Source organism: Blautia sp. HCP3S3_D9 (assembly GCF_052063845.1).
In the GTDB taxonomy this organism is placed as follows: Bacteria; Bacillota; Clostridia; order Lachnospirales; family Lachnospiraceae; genus Blautia_A.
Genome location: NZ_JBQHWS010000024.1, coordinates 17736 through 37603 on the forward strand (window position 1 = coordinate 17736; position 19868 = coordinate 37603).

At 44.8% G+C, this 19868-nt stretch carries 15 protein-coding genes and 2 pseudogenes; 3 read left to right on the forward strand and 14 right to left on the reverse strand.

Annotated features, from left to right (window positions below):
* Positions 1 to 7 precede the first annotated feature (7 nt).
* The 7 genes from ACTNES_RS07025 to ACTNES_RS07055 form a co-directional block, all read right to left on the reverse strand.
* Positions 8 to 724 (reverse strand): ABC transporter ATP-binding protein, encoded by a 717-nt coding sequence (locus ACTNES_RS07025; protein WP_022381281.1) that lies wholly within the window; start codon positions 722 to 724, stop codon positions 8 to 10.
* Positions 725 to 964: 240 nt separating this feature from the next.
* Complete coding sequence (locus ACTNES_RS07030) at positions 965 to 1933, reverse strand: Gfo/Idh/MocA family protein (RefSeq protein WP_291805008.1); 969 nt, start codon at positions 1931 to 1933, stop codon at positions 965 to 967.
* Positions 1934 to 2055: 122 nt separating this feature from the next.
* Positions 2056 to 2253, reverse strand: coding sequence for a small, acid-soluble spore protein, alpha/beta type (locus ACTNES_RS07035; RefSeq protein WP_019162537.1), 198 nt, complete (start codon positions 2251 to 2253; stop codon positions 2056 to 2058).
* Between the two features lie 158 nt (positions 2254 to 2411).
* A complete protein-coding gene (locus ACTNES_RS07040; protein WP_008706626.1) occupies positions 2412 to 2597 on the reverse strand; it encodes a PspC domain-containing protein in 186 nt (61 codons plus the stop codon).
* A 139-nt stretch (positions 2598 to 2736) separates the two neighbouring features.
* Positions 2737 to 3714, reverse strand: a complete 978-nt coding sequence (locus ACTNES_RS07045) for a DUF4097 family beta strand repeat-containing protein (RefSeq protein WP_300334967.1) — start codon at positions 3712 to 3714, stop codon at positions 2737 to 2739.
* Positions 3711 to 4418: a DUF1700 domain-containing protein gene (locus ACTNES_RS07050; RefSeq protein WP_291815255.1), complete on the reverse strand. Its 708-nt coding sequence runs from the start codon at positions 4416 to 4418 to the stop codon at positions 3711 to 3713. The genes ACTNES_RS07045 and ACTNES_RS07050 overlap by 4 nt, the downstream gene beginning before the upstream one ends.
* Positions 4415 to 4735, reverse strand: a complete 321-nt coding sequence (locus ACTNES_RS07055) for a PadR family transcriptional regulator (protein ID WP_020993548.1) — start codon at positions 4733 to 4735, stop codon at positions 4415 to 4417. Before ACTNES_RS07055 ends, ACTNES_RS07050 begins: the two co-directional genes overlap by 4 nt.
* 231 nt (positions 4736 to 4966) lie before the next feature.
* Here ACTNES_RS07055 and ACTNES_RS07060 point away from each other — a divergent pair, with 231 nt between their 5' ends.
* Positions 4967 to 6370, forward strand: a complete 1404-nt coding sequence (locus ACTNES_RS07060; RefSeq protein ID WP_441039018.1) for an RsmF rRNA methyltransferase first C-terminal domain-containing protein — start codon at positions 4967 to 4969, stop codon at positions 6368 to 6370.
* A gap of 54 nt (positions 6371 to 6424) precedes the next feature.
* Here ACTNES_RS07060 and addA read toward each other — a convergent pair whose 3' ends face one another.
* Positions 6425 to 10234: a helicase-exonuclease AddAB subunit AddA gene (gene addA / locus ACTNES_RS07065; protein ID WP_441039020.1), complete on the reverse strand. Its 3810-nt coding sequence runs from the start codon at positions 10232 to 10234 to the stop codon at positions 6425 to 6427.
* Between the two features lies 1 nt (position 10235).
* Positions 10236 to 13610: a helicase-exonuclease AddAB subunit AddB gene (gene addB / locus ACTNES_RS07070; protein ID WP_441039022.1), complete on the reverse strand. Its 3375-nt coding sequence runs from the start codon at positions 13608 to 13610 to the stop codon at positions 10236 to 10238.
* A gap of 104 nt (positions 13611 to 13714) precedes the next feature.
* Here addB and ACTNES_RS07075 point away from each other — a divergent pair, with 104 nt between their 5' ends.
* Positions 13715 to 14152, forward strand: a complete 438-nt coding sequence (locus ACTNES_RS07075; protein WP_291815267.1) for an FMN-binding protein — start codon at positions 13715 to 13717, stop codon at positions 14150 to 14152.
* Between the two features lie 61 nt (positions 14153 to 14213).
* On the opposite strand, the gene ACTNES_RS07080 is transcribed toward ACTNES_RS07075, so the two are convergent.
* From ACTNES_RS07080 to ACTNES_RS07090, 3 genes and pseudogenes are all read right to left on the reverse strand, one after another.
* Positions 14214 to 16130, reverse strand: coding sequence for an NAD(+) synthase (locus tag ACTNES_RS07080; RefSeq protein ID WP_291815269.1), 1917 nt, complete (start codon positions 16128 to 16130; stop codon positions 14214 to 14216).
* A 58-nt stretch (positions 16131 to 16188) separates the two neighbouring features.
* Positions 16189 to 17067 (reverse strand): Hsp33 family molecular chaperone HslO, encoded by an 879-nt coding sequence (hslO, locus tag ACTNES_RS07085; RefSeq protein WP_008706643.1) that lies wholly within the window; start codon positions 17065 to 17067, stop codon positions 16189 to 16191.
* A 36-nt stretch (positions 17068 to 17103) separates the two neighbouring features.
* Positions 17104 to 17220 (reverse strand): annotated as a pseudogene (locus tag ACTNES_RS07090) (DUF6783 domain-containing protein); the annotation flags it as partial.
* Here ACTNES_RS07090 and ACTNES_RS07095 point away from each other — a divergent pair.
* Positions 17179 to 17304, forward strand: a pseudogene (locus ACTNES_RS07095) (DUF6783 domain-containing protein). The pseudogenes ACTNES_RS07090 and ACTNES_RS07095 sit on opposite strands and share 42 nt — an antisense overlap.
* A gap of 47 nt (positions 17305 to 17351) precedes the next feature.
* On the opposite strand, the gene ACTNES_RS07100 reads toward ACTNES_RS07095, so the two are convergent.
* The gene (locus ACTNES_RS07100) at positions 17352 to 18164 is read right to left on the reverse strand and encodes a class I SAM-dependent DNA methyltransferase (RefSeq protein ID WP_026648718.1); all 813 of its coding nucleotides are present in this window, start codon (positions 18162 to 18164) and stop codon (positions 17352 to 17354) included.
* 161 nt (positions 18165 to 18325) lie between these two features.
* Positions 18326 to 19474 carry a hypothetical protein gene (locus ACTNES_RS07105; RefSeq protein WP_441039025.1) on the reverse strand — a complete coding sequence of 383 codons (1149 nt, stop codon included), beginning with the start codon at positions 19472 to 19474 and terminating at the stop codon, positions 18326 to 18328.
* Between the last annotated feature and the right edge of the window lie 394 nt (positions 19475 to 19868).

Consider the following 19868-nt stretch of genomic DNA (forward strand, 5'->3'; position numbering starts at 1 on the left):
CACCTACCTACCATTCTATCTCCTCAATCGGTGTAGGATGGTCATTCATCGTCATCCTGGAAACCTTACCGTTCTTAATCTTGATCACACGGTCTGCCATAGGTGTCAGCGCCGAGTTATGGGTAATGACAATTACCGTCATTCCACGTTCCCTGCACATATCCTGCAAAAGCTTCAGGATTGCCTTACCAGTCTGGTAGTCCAGTGCACCTGTAGGCTCATCACACAATAACAGCTTGGGATTCTTCGCCAGCGCCCTGGCAATGGAAACTCTCTGCTGTTCACCACCGGAAAGCTGTGCCGGGAAATTGGTCAGTCTGTCCTTCAGTCCCACTTCCTCCAGAACCTCTCTGGCATCCAGCGGATTTTTACAGATCTGCAATGCCAGTTCTACGTTCTCCAGCGCTGTAAGATTAGGCACCAGATTATAGAACTGGAATACAAATCCAATATCATTTCTCCGATAACCGGTAAGCTGCCTGCTGTTATATCTGGCAATATTCCTTCCATCCACCAGAACTTCTCCGCTGGTAGCCTGATCCATACCCCCAAGAATATTCAGCACTGTCGTCTTGCCCGCACCGCTGGGACCAACGATCACTACAAACTCTCCCTTGGCAATCTCAAAGCTGATCTCATCCACTGCAACGATCTTTACTTCTTTGGTTCCATATATCTTGGAAACCTTATCCAGTTTTACATATGCATCTGTCATCTCACTCATCCGCATTTCCCCTGTAATTTTATTTTTGCCATACCAGTAATTTTATTTTGTTACAATTATTAACGCTTCTTTTAAACCCGATTTATTTCCGTATTCATTTACAGGCAGGTCAAATTCTGACCTGCCTGGTAGTCTTAATGCTTATATTCATTGTAACACATTATACTTATAATTCAAAATAAAATATTCATAAACAAATGCAAAATCGTTACCGTCCGCTCCGTTCTCGGCAACACAAAATCACTCAATCCACGGAATCTCATAATTCCAGGATTTACGGATATCGTCCAGGATTTTCATGATCCTTATTGTCTCTGCATGAGGCATTTCCGGACACTCCAGTTTTCCCTCTTGGATTGCTTTCATGCAGGATTCTACCTCATATTCATATCCTGAGATCTGTTCCGGCACAACATAAGAAGCCACTTCGTTATGTTCGGTATCAAACACTGTGATCTTTTCCGGATTATTGATATTCTGCACCTGCATATATCCTCTGGTTCCGAAAATACTTCCCATTCTGTCTGAGATTTCTCTTGCTCCACACTGAAGAGTTGCCATACGATCTCCCTCAAACACCATGGCAATGCTGTCCAGAATATCCACTCCATTCTGAAAGATTGCAGTAGCCTTTACATCCTTTACCTTATCGCCAAGCACCATGGAGGCAAAATTGATTGGATATACGCCTACATCCAGAAGAGCACCTCCTGCCAGCTCCGGTTTACGGATACGTTCCACATGACTTACTGTATAGCTGAGATTCGCGGTAACTGCCGTAACTTCTCCGATCACACCGCTTTCAATAATATCGTTGATCATCTTTCTGGACGGCATATATCTTGTCCAGATTGCTTCTGTGATCAGAAGCTTTTTCTCTTTTGCAAGATCAAATAATTTCTGTGCCTGCTCTGCATTTACAGTAAATGCCTTTTCACAAAGCACATGCTTTCCTGCTTCCAGACACATTTTCGCATGCAGATAATGGTGTGAATGAGGGGTTGCGATATAAACCAGTTCAACCTCATCATCTGCCAGCATTTCCTCATAGGATCCATATGCTTTTTTTACTTCATATTTCTGTGCAAATACCTGGGCACGTCCCAGATCACGGGCAGCAACCGCATACGCCTCCACATCTTTCATTCCTGCCACTGTTTTCGCCATAGTAGAAGCAATGCCTCCTGCTCCCAGAATACCTAACTTCATTTTATTGTCCTCCCATATTTATAGCAGATAAAATTATCCACTTCGCTACTTGCTCTAATTTTACAGCATCATCGCCCGGAGAACAAGTTTATTCCGTTATATGTTTATCCCATATCATTCATTTATTTTTTCAGTTTCTCTTTTTTTCGTTTCGTCATCAGCCCTCCAATCCTTCCGGTCTCTTTCGCAGACAGACTTTTCCATCCATCACTCAATACTCTGTCCAGCAGTCCCATTTCCTCTGCAATTTCATACTTCATTCTGGTATCCGGTAACAATTCTCCATCAAGATAAGCTTTTATTTCCTTCTCTTTATTCAAAACAGCCCACACTCCTTTTCTTTGGAGTATGGGCTGTTTTCTTAATTTTTATACTGTATTTCACTGTATTTCATGCAAACAGATATTCACAATCCGCTTCGCTGCCTGCTTGATTCGGTTATACTTCTGTCTATTACAGATTGGATCCTGAGATTCTGTTATCTTTTCGGAATAATAATTGCAGCAATGATATATGCCCAGATTCCCGCACCGCCAAAGCAGGTAAGGATCACCCATGCCAGACGCACCAGCGTAGGGTCAATATCAAAATATTCTGCAATTCCTCCACATACACCGCAAAGCATACTGTTTTCTGATGATTTGTATAAACGTTTGTCACCCATGTTCCATTTCCTCCTTAAACCCAGATTAGTCGAGCAGATAAAATCATCCGCTTCGCTACTTACTCTACACCAATAACTTCTTGATTCGGTTAAATACTACTTTTGTTTCTTCCCGTCAGAGTGCATAAGTGTATGCTCCTCAGGACATTTGCAAATCTCTGTGCTCTTTCCCTGAGAAATTCACCGATACATTTCCCATACCGCACTCCAGATCCACTTTCCTGTCTGCACCTGTATTGGAAATGCTTTTCTCCCGTCCAAGTCCGCTGTAAGAATCAGAACCTACATCCAGATTTCCCACTCCACATTCCAAATCATAATTATAATCCTCCTGCGTACCGGTCAGTGTCAGATCCAGTTCACCCAGACCACATTCTCCATCTGTCTTCCTGGCGCTCAGATCTGCAAATGTCATACTTCCGGTTCCGATTTCCAGATCTGCCTCCCTTGCAGTCACCGGATTCTTACTTTCAAATTCCCCGGCTCCCATCTCCACACTCAGCTTCTCTGTCTCAATATCTCTGTTCAGATAAACAGTACCTGCACCCATCTCAATCTCCAGCTCCTGAAGCTTAACATCTTCCGGATAGGAGATACACACCTTTCTGGTTTTAGACAGTTTTTTCGTGCTTCTGACCTTAAGAGTATCTGAACTCTCCTTCACTGTCACATTCTTCCCACTGTCATCATAAACTCTGACACAGAAACTGTCGCCCTCTTCCAGAATCAGCTCATCGTACTTCAGCTCTATATCCAGCTTTGTGGGCTGATACTTCAACTGATATACAGTGCCATCTTCCTCATTCTTATCAACAGCGCGGACATAATCCTCACTGTCGTCATAATCACCACTGTCGTCATAATCATCGTCATCATAGTCATCGCCGTCATAGTCATCGTCATCATAGTCATCGCCGTCATAGTCATCGCTGTCATAGTCATCGCTGTCATCATAATCATAATCCCCGTCTGTCACCAGAAGCACTCTTTTCAGGCTTTTCACCCCTGTCAGTTCCGACATACTGGCTCCCATAACACCACCGGCAGCTGTCAGCCCAATTCCCACAGCACCAAAAATCCCCGCTGCGATCAACATTCCTTTTGTAAACTTCTTCATTTAACCGCCTCCTTTCTCTTTCTGTAAAGCAACCTGTTAAAAAAGTCGGTAATCTTTCGAAACCATTTCGGCACAATGCGTACTGCGATGCTAATCAGTCCTAATATCATAAGGATTGCCAGAGCAATCATCAGACATCCAATTCCTATGGTCATAATCCCGGTTCCGATCATTACAGTCAAAAGCCCTGCTCCAGCCACAATAGCTGCAATTCCGCCAGCCAGTAAAGCCACAGCACCTATGCCCAATCCAACGATCAGCCAGAACGGAAGCAGTAAGATTCCAACTGCAAATGTCAGAATCCCACCAACAGCCCCCTTAACAAAAGGAGAAATAAAAACCAGCAGGATCACCGCAAGGATCAGCACCGCCTGATTCCCCTTCCTGAAAAAACGATTCCCTGTTCCCGACTCTTCTCCATACTTCTCAGGCATCTGACCTCTCTCTTTAGTCCGGGCATCCTCATAGCCATGCTCCGTATATTCTCCATACTCATAGCCTCCTGCCGAACCTTTCAGATCCGCCTTGATGATCGCCGCAACCTTCTCTGGACTTCCAAGTTCCCTGAGCACCGAAGCTTCATTCTCAGCTCCTGCATCATCGAAATAACTATTATAAAAATCAAGGGCATCCTGCCTCTCTGTCTCGGAAATATCAGCAAGCAGCTTCTCCAGCTCCTGCATAAACTGCGCCCTGTCCATCATCCTATTCCTCCCTCAAACATCCCGCTTATCTTGGATGCATAAATTTTCCATTCAGCTTTATAAAACTCCAACTGCGCAGCACCTCTGTCCGTCAGCTTATAATAACGCCGGTTACGCCCTGCATACGCCATATCATAAACCTCCAGACAATCATCCTTCTGCAGCCTCCTGAGCACAGGATACAAAGTAGACTCCGAAACATCCAGAACTCCACGCACATCCTGCGTGATCTTATACCCATAAGTCCCTTCCTTCTCCTTGGAAACAACCGCCAGAACAACCGCATCTAGAAGCGCAGCACCCGTATTAAAAACCATATGCTCACTCCCCTGTTTCAATTATGTTCTGTACAGACAGCATCATCTCTGCAATCCTGCCGGAGGCTATATACTATACAGAACATCAATATTGTTTTGTTAACGATATTATATGATGTATAATATCATTTTGTCAATACTATTTAGCAAAAATCCATTATCATTTATAATTACCATGATATCTATCTATAAACATTCGACTAAACTACAGCAAAGGAAACTTACCCAATTATGAACAAAAATACAACACAACTTCACCCCGCATTCCTCTCTCGAATGGAAGAAATGCTCGGCAACGAATATCCAGCTTTCATCTCCAGCTTCAATGCCCCCCGAACCTACAGCCTGCGCATAAACACCTCCAAGATCACCTGCGAAGGCTTCGAAAACCTGTCTCCATTTCCAATCCGCCAGATTCCATGGATCAAAAACGGCTACTTCTACGATGAAGACATCCGCCCCTCCAGATGCCCATACTACCAGGCTGGCCTCTACTACCTTCAGGAACCCAGCGCCATGACCCCCGCCTCCCGCATCCCCATCGAGCCGGGTGACAGAGTCCTGGACCTCTGCGCAGCCCCGGGCGGCAAGGCAACTGCAGCAGGCGCAGCACTTCAGGGACAGGGACTTCTGGTAGCAAACGATATCAGCACTTCCCGCGCCAGAGCCCTCCTTCGCAACCTGGAACTCTTTGGCATCCCAAATGTCTTCGTAGCAAACGAAACACCTGCAAAGTTAACCAAAGCATTCCCCGAATTCTTCGACAAGATCATCCTGGATGCCCCATGCTCCGGAGAAGGAATGTTCCGTAAGGAAGAAGCACTTGCCAAAGACTGGACTCCCGAAAAATCCTTGGAGCTTTCCGAAATCCAGAAAGAGCTTATCCTCCAGGCAGCCGATATGCTCCGTCCCGGCGGACTGATGCTTTACTCTACCTGCACATTCGCGCCTGCAGAAGATGAACAAACTGTTTCCTGGCTTCTGGAAAACCGTCCTGACATGGAACTTGCAGCAATGGAAGATTATGAAGGCTTCTCCCATGGAGTTCCTGAATGGGGAAACGGAAATCCGGAACTTACCAAATGCATCCGGATTTTCCCACACAAAATGAACGGAGAGGGACACTTCCTTGCGCTCTTCCGTAAAAAAGGACAGGCAATCCGGGAAAACTCCCGTCCTCACACAAAACCGGACAAAAACGCATTTCCACTGATTGAGGAATTTCTGAACGAAATCGGTCTGAAAACCCTCTGCGGCCAGCCGTTTGACTGGGAACGTGTGGAAATCCGCGGTGATAAAGCCTACTATCTTCCCCCGGTTGCCCACAACTTCCGTGGCATCACCTTCTTAAGAAACGGTCTCTATCTCGGTGACCTGAAGAAAAACCGCTTCGAGCCGTCTCAGCCACTTGCACTGGCGATCCGCAAAGATGAAGCAGAAGCAGTCATCTCTCTCTCCGCTTCTGACGAAAGGATCACCAGATATTTAAAGGGCGAAACCTTAAATATCGAACCCGAAGAAGCAGCTCACAAAAAAGGCTGGCATCTCCTCTGTGCAGATGGATATCCCATTGGCTTCGGTAAACTGGTCAACCAGATCCTGAAAAACAAATATCCGGCAGGGTGGCGCGTATAACACGCGCTTATCCCTGCCGGATATTTGAATTCACAATAATAATATTTATTCCGCTTACAGCAATATCTCTTTCTGCAATGTAAACGAATAAATGATCTTTTCCTTCACTCTTTTCCCCGTCATCCGCTCCAATGCCCGGGCATAATCCTCAAGCTGCACATGATACAGATCGATCAGCTTCTGTTCCTGTCCTCTCCTCACTCTATCCGTTTTATAGTCCACAAGAACAATCTCTTCCTCTTCCATAAAATAGGCATCGATAATTCCCTGCACCAGCACTGTTTCGTTCTTCCAACCATCATCGAGCATAGAAGCATTTCTCTGGATCACAAAAGGCTGTTCTCTGTAAAGATGTTTTTTCATGGCAGCCTTCTTCATTCTCTGCCCCAGTCTGGACTCCACAAACCTCCTGATATCCCGGATCCGAATACATTCCGCTTCCTGCTCTGTCATTTTCTGGCTCTCCAGAAGTCTCTTTAACTGAGCCCGAAGCTGTTCCTCTGTATCTGTTTCTGCATAATCCAGACATTCCATTACTCTGTGGTAAGCAGTACCTCTGGCAGCCCCCTTATACTCTTCCTGCTTCTCTGCCATAAATGCGGGAACCGGCGCTTCCTGTTCTTCCTCCTGCTCTTCGGCAGACACACCGATATTCTCTTCCAGTTCACTTTCATCATGCCAGCTTCTCTTTTTCAGATCCGAAACACTGACTTTAACCGGAATATCTTCCAGATATTTATACGGATATACAAAGGAAAATCTCTTCTCTATCTCTTCCTTCACAGCCTCATCATACACTTTATTTTCATCCCAGTTCTTCAGATATTCCTCCTGCATCTGGTTTCCTGTCTGGATGAGAACTGCCTTTTCTGTCATCTGACGGACAGTAATCTTTTTTATCACAAACTCAGAGATATCATCGTAAATCCCCGGCTGTTTCTTCATGAGGATTCCATATTCCCACAAAAGTTCACTCATTGCCCGATGCCGCACCAGCGCAGGCAGTACAAAAGCCCAGTAATTCTTTGCTTTCATTCTGGTTCCCAGTGGGATCAGTTCTTCTTCCTCATCCAGAAAACGCGACAGCGACAGCATCTGCTTTTCCAGCTTTCCGACTGTTCCTGTAAGGATCAGTTTCTCTTTTGCTCTTGTCATGGCAACGTAAAGTACCCTCAGTTCCTCTCCCAGACTCTCCTTCAGAAGCTGTCTTCTGATCACCTGCTTATTCAGCGAAGATGCGATCACCCGTTTCTCCGGTATGATAGCATCAGCCCCTATTCCCAGTTCCGGATGAAGCAAAAGACCTGCATTCATATCCTGAAAATTAAACTGTTTTCCCATACCGGCCACAAATACTACCGGAAATTCAAGTCCCTTACTCTTGTGGATCGTCATGATCTCCACTGCGGTATTGCCCGCTCCTGTCAGATTGACTTCTCCATAGTCTACCTGATATGCCTGTAGCTGTTCGATATAACGAACAAAGTTAAACAGACCCCTGTAGCTTGTCTTCTCATAGTCCATAGCTTTCTCCACAAGCATGGTAAGATTTGCAAAACGCTGCTCCCCTCCCGGAAGTGCCCTTGCATAATCTCCATACCCGGTTTCTTTCAGCACATAAAGGATCAATTCGTGGACCGGCGTATATGCAGCCATATTTCTTACCTTTTCAAGGAGGCTCAGAAATCCTTTTAATTTAATATTCAGGGAGTTCTTTTCGCCTGTTTGCAGATTATTGTTTGACAATTCATATTTCAGTTTATCCGGAGTCAGCTCTTTTTCGAGAATTTCATTTTCTCCTGCATATGCAGAAATGCTCTCATAGAGAAGACCATCAGGATACTGTATTCTAAGCTCTGCCAGTTCCTGGGAGGTGCATCCGACGATCGGTGAACGAAGCACTCCCATAAGCGGAATATCCTGCAGCGGATTGTCACACACCTTCAGATAATTCAGTACAGTCACAATCTCGGTTGCAGAGAAATATCCGGTTCTTGATGTACAATATACGGGAATCCCCTGAGACGCCAGCACTTCCCTGAAGGTTTCTGCCCATCCATAGGCAGTGCGCAGCAGGATTACAATATCCCCGTATTCCACAGGCCGGTATTCCTTCGTCTCTTTATCTACGATCTGTTCTTTTCCCACAATTTCTTTAATTCTCTGTGCAATGGCCAGTGCTTCCAGTTCCTGCCCTGTCTGATTTTCCATTTCCCTACGGTTTCCCGATGCACCTGCGTCTTCATAGTCCTGTACATCAGACAGTTCTTCTCCGTCTTTCTCTATCAGAAGAACCTCTGTCTTTACAAATTCCTCTGACTCTCCTTCCGGAAAAGAAGCTCCGGGATAAAGGGCCGCATCTTTGTCATAGGTAATCCCTCCCAGGTCTTCCCCCATGATCTGTCGGAAAATAAAGTTTACACTCTCCAGAACCTGTTCCCTGCTCCGGAAATTTTTGTGCAGGTCAATTCTCTGCTCCTGTTCTTCTTCTGTGGAATAACTTTTATATTTTTCCATGAAAAGCTCCGGCCTTGCCAGACGGAAACGATAGATACTCTGCTTTACATCTCCTACCATGAAGATATTTTTCTTCTGGTTGATCCACCCGGATACTGCTGTTGTCAGAAGCTCCTGCACTAAGTTACTGTCCTGATATTCATCCACCAGGACTTCATCATACTTTGCGGAAAGTTCTCTCGCAGCCTGAGACATATGGATTTCTTCCCCTTCTTTCGTCATCAGTATCTGCAAGGCAAAATGTTCCATATCCGTAAAATCCAGAATATTCTTTTCTCTCTTTGCCTCTCCAAACTGTTCTTTAAACTGTACCGTCAGTTCAACTAACATCTCTATAGGACCTCTGATATATCTGATCACTTCCAGAAGTTCCTTCTCTGTACTCTGGAAATATCGCTGCCCCAGTTCCTTCAGAATCCCCTTTTCCTCATCCCGGATATCTTTCACTCTCTGCTTCTTCTGTTCATCTACATCCGCAGCCTTCTTTGTGCTCAGCCGGGCAAATGAGGGTTTCATGAGTATTTCTGCAGTTCCATTATAATCTCTTTTCTCTGCCAGCTCCTGCAGACTTCTTATAAGAAGCAGATCACTGCTCAATGCCTCATCATACAGATACGGACCATCCGGCTCTGAGCAGATTCTTCGAGCCTCCTGCACCAGAAGCTTCGCTTCCTGCAGTTCATCCTTCACTGCATCCCAGAGCATTCTCATCCACTCAGTCTCTCTTAACTCTTCCAGGGAATCAATCCTGTAATCATCCATACATCCGGACAGCCATTCCTGCGGAAAAGGATTGCTCATAGCCATTTCATATAATTTCTGTATCAGGTTTCCCAGATTTTCATCTGACTTTCCTGTTGCAAAGCATTCCACGAATTTCTGAAACTTTTCATCTTTCCTGGCATAATATTCTTCAAGCAGTGCTTTCACAACATCTCCTCGCAGAAGCTTCAGTTCTCCCTCATCTGCTGTCCGATATCCTGGATCCAGTCCAATCAGATGAAAGTAATTCCGGATAATATAGGCACAGAAACCATCAATAGTTGTAATCTGTGCAGTATGAAGCAGGGTTGTCTGTCTCTGCAGATGCTCATTATCGGGATCCTCACAGAGTGCTTTTTCAATAGCTGCCGAGATCCTCTCTTTCATTTCACCTGCTGCCGCTCTTGTAAATGTCATGATCAGCAGTCTGTCAATATCCACAGGGTGGTCTTTATCTGTGATCTTACTCAGGATACGTTCCACCAGTACTGCCGTTTTTCCGGACCCGGCTGCCGCACTGACCAGAATATTTCTGTCCCGCAGCCGTATAACCTCCTGCTGCTCCTTTGTCCACTGTACGCCCATCTTATTCTGCCTCCCTGTCAAATGCTTTCCATAATTCCTCATCAGAGAAGTTTTTCAGTCTGCGGAATTCATATCCTGACAGCCTGCGGTCAAATCCGCATACCGTCATATACGGACAATAAGTACACGCATTCTTTTTTCCAAGCTCATAGGGAGAAACCTCTGCATCTCCCTCCAGAATAGAACTTCTTATCTTCTCAATCTTCGTCCTTACATACCGTCCAAGCACTGCAAACTGCGTTCTGTCTGCTACAGAAGAATTTTTGCGAAAACTTCCGTCCTTATTAAATGCGACAGGAATTGAGCCAAGGCTGCTGTCCATCCTGTACACAAGTTCCGGATCTGCCTGAACCAGCCCATTCATCTTCAGTTCTTTCATAAGACCTGCACTGACTGCTTCCACATCCGCATCTATCTTCTCCTGGATCATAGGATCCTTGATATTGTAATAGAAAACTCCCGCAGGAATAATCTCCTTATCCGGATATTTCTTCTGCTCTACGCGCAGGGCACCATCCAGATAGATCATCAGCTGTAACTGCAGGCCATGATACAGATAAACCAGGTCAAAAGATGTATTTCCGGTTTTATAATCAATTACCTTCACATACACCTTATTCTGATCTTCCATAATATCTACTCTGTCAATCCGTCCTCCCCCGAAGGTTACCTCAAAGCCTTCCGGCTGAAATTCTCCCTGTTCCAACTGTTTCTGAAGTGCCCATACCGTCCTTCTGAGGATTCTCCTTGTTCTCTCGATCATATATTCATTTCTGGCACTGCTTTTGAGCACCGTGTTTCCATAATCTGCCACAATATTATCCAGACACCAGTCCGCAATCTCATTCCGTTCCTGTTCTGTCAGCTCTGTCCATTTCATGCCTCTTTTTCGCACTTCTTCTGCAAAGCTTTCCAGTGCTTCATGCATAACATTTCCCATATCCATAGGTTTAAACTCATATTCCACACGCTCGGTAAGCTTCATTCCATACTGAAGGAAATGTGCAAATGCACAGGCTGCAAAACGTTCCAGTCTGGTAGCACTGTAAGGTGAAACCTCTCCGTATAATGCCTTCGCCACACTCTGGCTGATAATGTCCTTTGGTTTTCCGGCAAAAGCCGACTGTACCAGCTTCTGTACTCTGCTTCTGTATTCCGGATTCCGCAGATACCAGCTGTAAAGCTCTCCAAACACTGCATCCGTCTCATCTGCCTGCTCCAGAATATCCTCATGCTCCTTCTCTGTCTCCTGTGCCAGCTTCTCCAGAAACAGATCAATCCCAGCTTCCGGATTTTCCGGATAATAATAATTGTTTATAGAATTTTTATGGGGTCTGACCCCGGATCCACCCTCAATTTCCAGCTTCGGATACAGACTGCGTATACTCCCGATCAGATATGCCGGGCTTATGCCTTCTCCTTTTGCATTGGTATCACTATAGGAGAGGATCAGCTTTTCTCCCGGTTTCGTCATATTCAGATACAGATAAAACCTCTGCATATTCATCAGTTCTTTAGGCCCCGGTGCCAGTTCCACTCCCTGCTCCTGAAAGAAATCTCTGTCAAGCTCTGATAAGATTCCGCCTGTCTGTGTGCTCTTTGGGATATTTCCCTCATTCACGCCAACAAAGAACAACGCCTTAATCTCCTTTAAGCGGGATCGTTCCATATCACCCACCATTACCTGATCTATGCTCGGCGGAATCAGCGCTACTTTTGCCTGAGAAAGTCCTGATTCCAGAAGCTGCCGGAACTCCTGTCTGTTTACCGTTTCTTCGCCAAGAATCTCAACCATCTTATCCAGCAGGTCCATCACAATTCCATAAATCTGGTTATATTCTTTTTCCATTGCTTTATCGCCTGACTCTTTAAACTTTCGCTCCTGTCGTTTCAGTTTCTGCCAGACATTGCTTTTTTGGATAAACTCATAGAGAATCCGGCAGTACTCTTCCACTGTCTTCTTCCCGGAACCAAATCCCTGCGCAAGTTCCCTTACTTCTTCCGCAAAAATCTCTCTGATCTCATTCAGTTCCTGTATCTTCTCCGCTTCCATTCCTCTGTATACACGAACCCATTTTTCAGACCATTTCTTATATCCCCGGATTCCCAGCGCCAGCACATAATTCTCCAGCTTATCAGCCTGTTCTCTGGTAACTTCTGACATCCCGCATCTGAGATAACGGAAAACACTCTCATAAGGAAAGCCCTGTACCGCCATCTCCATGGCAGCACGCAGATACTCCACAAAAGGATTCATCAGTACCGAATGCTTCTCGTCAATAAAATATGGAATATCCACCTCCTCAAATACCTGTGCTGCAAGTCTTGCATATTCTTCCAGATTTCCTGTGATCACAGCAATCTCACCGTAACGGTATCCGCAGGTACGCACAAGTTCCGACATCCTTCTGGCAGCCTCCCGCATTTCTTCCAGGGGGGATGGAGCAGTAAATATCTTTATCTCCTGCTGCTCTTTGGAATATACGCCCTTTCTGTAGCGGAAGATATTTTTCTCCAGAAACTGCAGGGCAGGTGCCTGTGCAAACCGGGACTGTCCGGATGGTTTCAGATACACCGGATCCTCCAGATCTCTGGTCAGCCCTGCAAGTGTCCGTATCATCTGTTTGCTCATAAAGAAAAGCTGATAAGGTTTTCCCGGCGAAAAAGCATCCTCCCGTTCGTCCATAGTCACAGTAACACTTATGCGGTCAGCAATGACCAGAAGTTCCCTGAGCACATCGACCTGAATTGGCGTGAATCCGGTAAATCCATCAAAGAGAAATTCCGCTCCCTTAAGTTTTTCGGAAAAAGGAAGCTGTTTAAGCAGGACATCCATCACCTCTTCCCCTGTCATATAATGCCCTTTCAGAAATTCCCTGAATGACTGATAAAGGATTCCCACATCCTTAAGCTTCATTTCAAGTAATGGCTGATCTTTGGCCTTATCTTTCATTTCCGCCAGATTCTCTTCTCTGATATCATACTGCATAAATTCTGACACCAGAGACTTCACCTCATCCAGGTATCCCGGCTTATTCATCTGGCTTCCCAGATAGGCAAGTTCCTTTCTGTGCTGCTGCACCATCTTCTGCAGCACCATGCTTTTTCCTGTATCTTCCAGAACCTTTCTGTTATCTCCGCCGGTTTCTTCAAATACACGGTACGCAAGACGTTCAAAGCTCAGGATGTCAATATTCAGGATTCCTTTTCCCGGGTGCATTTCCACCAGCGTCTTCTGTGTCTGCATGGTAAACTGCTCCGGTACGATCACATAATAATTTTTCTCCGGATGCTGCAGTGATTCCTGAATAATTTTTTTATATGCAAAATATGATTTTCCGGCTCCGGAGCTGCCGATTATAAACTGTAATGACATTCTTCTCTCCTTACTGTCAGTTACTCAACATTCGTTGTTTCAGTATATCATAATTTAAGCACTTCTGTAATAGAATATACAAAACCATCCAGGAGGCGTGTACCATGAGTGCAAAAACAAAAATCATAGTCCTACATATGAAGGAAGTAGTCTATACAGGCATTTTCCTTCTTCTTGCTGTCATCCTGGCTATTGTACTTTTTTTCATGTTTGGACCCGGTCAGAAAAAAAGTACCTCAGCCGATGCCAAAAGCCTGTACAAACCGGGAATTTATACTTCCTCCATCGACCTGAATGAAAACACCTTTGACCTGGAAGTAACCGTTGACTCTGACAGGGTAACTTCCATCCGTCTGGTAAATTTAAGCGAAAGCACCGCAGCCATGTTTCCTCTCATGGAACCGGCTCTGGAATCACTGGCCAGCCAGATTTATACCTCCCAGTCGCTGGAAAATATCCAATATTCCGAAGATCAGAAGTATACTTCCATGATTCTTTTGAATGCAATTGAAACAGCACTGAAAAAAGCGGAGAACAATTAATCGTTCTCCGCTTCGCCATGCAAAATCAAGCGAATAAAATCATCCACTCTGCTATGCGATTCTAAATATCCATATTTTCAAGCTGCTCCAGCCATACTCCTGCACTTGCATCACTTGGCATTCTCAGATCACCTCTCGGTGAAACCGCAACGCTTCCCACCTTCGGGCCATCCGGAAGACAGGAACGTTTAAACTGCTGTGCAAAAAATCTCCAATAGAAGGTTTTCAGCCATTTGAAGATTGTCCCCTTATCATACATTCCTTCAAAAGTCTCACATGCCAGCCTGTAAATTTTCTCCGGTTCAAATCCTGCACGAAGCATATAGTACAGATAGAAATCATGAAGTTCATAAGGCCCCACCAGATCTTCTGTCTTCTGTGCGATCTTGCCATCCTTAGGCGGCAGAAGCTCCGGACTTACCGGCGTATCCAGAATATCAAGAAGAACCTCTGTCAGCTTCTCATCTTTGCAGGTATCCGCATAATAACGTACAAGATGACGCACCAGAGTTTTCGGCACTGAAGCATTCACGCCGTACATGGACATATGGTCACCATTGTAGGTTGCCCATCCCAGAGCCAGCTCAGACAAATCCCCTGTTCCCACCAGAATCGAGCCATCCTGATTTGCACTGTCCATCAGGATCTGCGTTCTCTCTCTTGCCTGGCTATTCTCATAAGTCACATCATGCACAGACGGATCATGAGCAATATCCCTGAAATGTACATTTACTGCTTCTTTGATATTGATCTCACTTAAAGTCGCACCCAGACACTGACTTAATTTACAGGCATTCTGATAAGTTCTGTCTGTGGTTCCAAAGCATGGCATGGTAATACAGTGAATATCCTTTCTGTCCGCACCGGAAAGGTCAAAGGCTCTTGCGATCACAAGCAATGCCAGTGTGGAATCCAGACCTCCGGAAAGTCCCACTGTTGCCTTATGGCAATGGATATGATCCATACGTTTCTTAAGTCCCATTGCCTGGATATTCAGGATTTCATCACAACGCATATCCCTTTCTTCTTTTCGTGAAGGCACGAAAGGATACTGCGAATATTTTCTGGTCAGTTTTGTCTCCTCCACATTCAGATGGAAGCACACTTTAATATGATCACTGTCGTCAGCCGGCTGATAAGTAGTCAGCCTTCTTCTCTCATCGTTCAGCCTCTGCACATCAATCTCACTGTATACAATACCATTGTGGAAACGTTTTCCTTCCGCAAGGATCACTCCATTCTCTGCGATCATATTCTGACCGCCAAAGACCAGGTCCTGTGTGGACTCACCTTCTCCTGCATTTGCATATACATATCCGCACACCAGACGTGCAGACTGTCCGGAAACAAGATCTCTGCGATAGCTGTCCTTTCCGACCATCTCATTGCTGGCTGACAGATTCACGATCAGATTCGCTCCTGCCTGTGCATGAAGAACGCTTGGCGGCAGTGTCACCCATAAATCCTCGCAGATCTCTGCTGCTGCCACAAGCTCCGGCTCCTCCTCGCAGATAAAAAGAATATCTGTTCCAAAAGGAACTCTCTTTCCCTCAATAGCCACATATTCCAGACATCCAAGACCTGATGCAAAATGGCGCTGCTCATAAAATTCTCCATAGTTTGGAAGATAAGTTTTCGGAACCAGCCCAATGATCTCGCCTCTGTTTAAAACCGCTGCCACATTATATAATTTTCCATGATTTCTGAAAGGCACACCTATAAAAACAAGGGCATCCACATCAGCAGTTTCCTTTGTGATCTTCAGTAAAGTTTCCCAGGCGCTGTCAAGAAGACGTCTCTGCAGGAAAAGGTCCTGACAGGTATAGCCTGTGATACAAAGCTCCGGAAAAACCATAACCTTCACATGTTCTTTCTCCATCTCATGGATCAGTCTGATAATCTCATTTCCATTGGCGTTGCAGTCTGCAACTGTGATATAGGGTGTTGCGGCCGCTGTTTTGATATAACCGTTTTTCATTTTCTACCTCTTCTTCCCTGTGCTCCGGCAGATCTATCTGTCAGTACATTGGCGTCTCTTATTTACATTTACGCAGGATTTCTTTCAGTTCTTCCACTGTAAATTCATAATTCTTATTACAGAAATGGCAGTTCATCTCAATGGACTTACCTTCCTGGATCATTTCATTGAGTTCTTTTCTTCCGATGCTGATCAGGGCTTTCTCCACTCTTTCTCTGCTGCAGTTACAGTAAAATTCCGTAGGAACTTTCTCATTGATCTCCATGTCAAAGCCCTCCAGGACTTTCTCAAGCAGGCTCTCAGGAGTATGCCCCTCTTCCAGAAGATTTGTGACAGATGTGATTTTCTGTACGTTTTCCTCAAGCTTCGCAATTGTGCTTTCTTCTGCAAACGGCATCAACTGCACGATAAATCCGCCAGCCTGACGTACTGTATTGTCTTTATTCATAAGAACTCCAAGGCCAACTGCTGACGGTACCTGTTCACTTGTGGCAAAATAATAGGTAAGGTCTTCTGCAATCTCGCTGGTCTGAAGCGCAACCTGTCCAACATAAGGCTCTTTCAGTCCCATATCCTTAATTACATTCATAAATCCTACACCGACAGCACCTGCAACATCCAGTTTGCCCTTGCTGTTTGCCGGGATACATACATCAGGATTTCCCACATATCCCTTTACACGGCCTTTGGAATCTGCAGTTACTGTAATTCCTTCAAGTGGTCCTCCTGCCTTAATCTGAAGTGTGAGGATATCCTTATCCCCTTTCATCATGGTACCCATCATGGCACCTGCGGTAAGCAGACGTCCCAGTGCTGCTGTGGCAACAGGGCTTGTATTGTGATCCTGTCTCGCTGTTTCTACTGTTTCCGTAGTAACTGCCGCAAATGCACGAATCTGATCATTCGCTGCAATTGCTCTGATAATATAATCGTTCATTCGTTTATTACTCCTGTTATTTCTTTCATATTATTTTCATTTTGTCCATGGCTTAACATTAGAGCGTGTCTGAAAAAGGCTTTCTGCAAGATGTGCGTCACAATTTGTGGGATATTTTGCCCGGATGAGGGCGCCGTAGTGGGCTACGGCAACTGAATTCGGGTGAAATATCCCGCAAAGTGGGGCGTGCAGATTGCGGGAATGATTTTTCAGACACACTCTAGGCCAAATCAATAGCAATCCTCGTAAATAATGCATTAATTAAGAGGCTTGCTATAATCGCATCAATCCGCGCGGTGTGTGTCAGGTTTCTCCGGAATCTTTCCATGATATCCGTTCTGCGCACTTTTTCCATGCTCTCTTGCAACAAAAGTCAGACGTTCACAGTTCTCATCACCCGGATTATGAGTATATGCATCACAGACTGCCACCAGTTCCATTCCTGCCTTCGCAATCATAGCCTTGATTGCTTCTATGGAATATGCTTTCTGTACATGTTCCTCCTCACACTTCTCATACAATCCGTCTTCTCTTGGAAGAAAAAGTGCCAGTTCATATACATTCAGGGCATTTTCCCTGTCATAACTGTTCTCCCAGATAAAGCTTCCGTCCTCTCTGTCCTCAGCAATAGTCGTATCACCGATCACATCCCGGTATTTATGGATCGTATTCATATCAAAAATGAACAGTCCGCCCGGATCCAGATAATTATTTACCAGCGCAAAAAGATACTCCAGATCTTCCTCGTCCGTCAGATAATTCATACTGTCACAGACACTGATCACAGCACGAACCGTACCATATAACTCAAAATCCTGCATATCCTGCAAAAGATACAGAATATCATGACCGGATTCCGCCCGCTTCTCCATAGCCTCTGCAAGCATTTCCTCAGAATTATCGATACCGATCATATCATATCCGGCATCTGCAAGCATCTCTGTCACAGTACCTGTTCCACATCCCAGCTCCAGAACCAGACCATCCCTGATTCCATCCTGAGCCAGTGTTTCTATAATATAGTCTGCCCATTCACGATAGTTTACATTATCCATGAAAACATCATAAACACCGGCAAATCTTCCATATGATTCCATTCATCAGCCCTCATTATCTACCTGTTTTACTGTTCACAGCAACACATATTTTCTTTGCTATTCTACCACAATATCCATTCTTATGTAAATAACAGGTTGTTCTCTGTCAGCGCAAAAAAGGACGACTGTTTTTACAGCAGCCGTCCTTTTCAACTTTTCTGTTACTGATTCTTAGGCATATAGCGGACATACGCCGGTTCTCCATGATAGTAATAGTCAACGCCGTTCTCATCATAAACGTCCTCACCATTAGCAAAATCATAGGTATTTCCGTCATCATCACACCATGTACCGTCACCGTTCGGATAAATTACAAGCGGATATCCGTCGGAGTTTCTGTAAATAGTTCTTGTCTGATCTGTATCATAGTCCGGATCATCTGTTCCTACAGGTGTTCCGTCTGCATAATATCCATTGGAGGAACCATCGTCATAATCATAAGATCCGTCGCTGCTGCCATCAGAAGTATAGTCTGAAGAACTGTAATCTGATGAACCGTCCGATGAAGTATCACTGTAAGAACCGTCTGTACCTGCTGAAGAGCTTCCATCTGATGAACTGCCGGATGCTGTTCCGTCTGTACCTGCAGCCGCTGTTCCTGTAGTTCCTGAAGTGCCGTCCGCAGTTGTACCTGCTGTAGTTCCTGAAGTTTTTCCTGTTGCTGCTGCTTTCAGTACAGAATCACCGGAAATAGTGAATGAATCAACAGAAGTCTTGATTCCTGCCAGTGCTTTCTCATCCTTTACAGAACCTGCAACACTGTAAAATTCTGTTGTATTATCTGTGAAATATTTATTTACAACATATTTATAGTCACTCTTGTCAGTGAGGTAATGAACTGTATAGCTGTAAACATTTACACCGCTGACTTCCTCTGATTTATAATCCTGGATCTCAAAATCTGTACCTTCTACAAGATTATCTGCCTTTACAAGTGCAGAGGCTGTATCCTGTGAGCTTGGAATGATCGCCACAGACATATCCTCATCACCGGAACCATGCAGGATCAGGAGTTTGCCCTGTTTCGGTGACTCGAAGCTTAACATATCGTCAGAATCTGATTTATTCGCCCATGTCGCATCCGGAAGTTTAATGGATACTGCTTTGTTCTTAGATGTATAGGTAGTATTCTGAGCATTGGCCGGTGCAGGGGTAGGAGTTGCTTTCGCTGCTTTGGTTGGCTCCGGTGTAGGAGTTACCTGTACCACACTTGAATCCTCGTCACTGCCGCCTCCAAAGTTACATGCAGTCATGGAAACAGATAATACAGTTGTTAAGGCCAATAACATTAGTACTCTTTTATTTTTCATAATATCCTCCTTAGAATAGATATATAGTCTTCAGGTAATATTTGATATCAGTTCAGGAGAGGAAGCCTCTCTCTGACATTATTATAACTGTTCCGTACTTTATAAAATATGGTGTCAGGGACAAAAGGTATTTTGCCACTAACATTATATATTTTACAGTTTCATTACATAGATGTCAATGTCGATTTCTCAGCCTTCTGCGTTTTACATAGTCTGTCATAACGCCATTTTTCTGCTTCATCATACCATTTATCTTTTTTTCTCTGTAACTGAGAGATTACTTGTTACTGTTCACACACCACTATCCCGCGAGGTGTTTTGGCATGAATATGCCAAAATCCCGAGACATACAAGCCAAAATTCCATTGCCGCAGGCAATCTGGAATGAATTTTG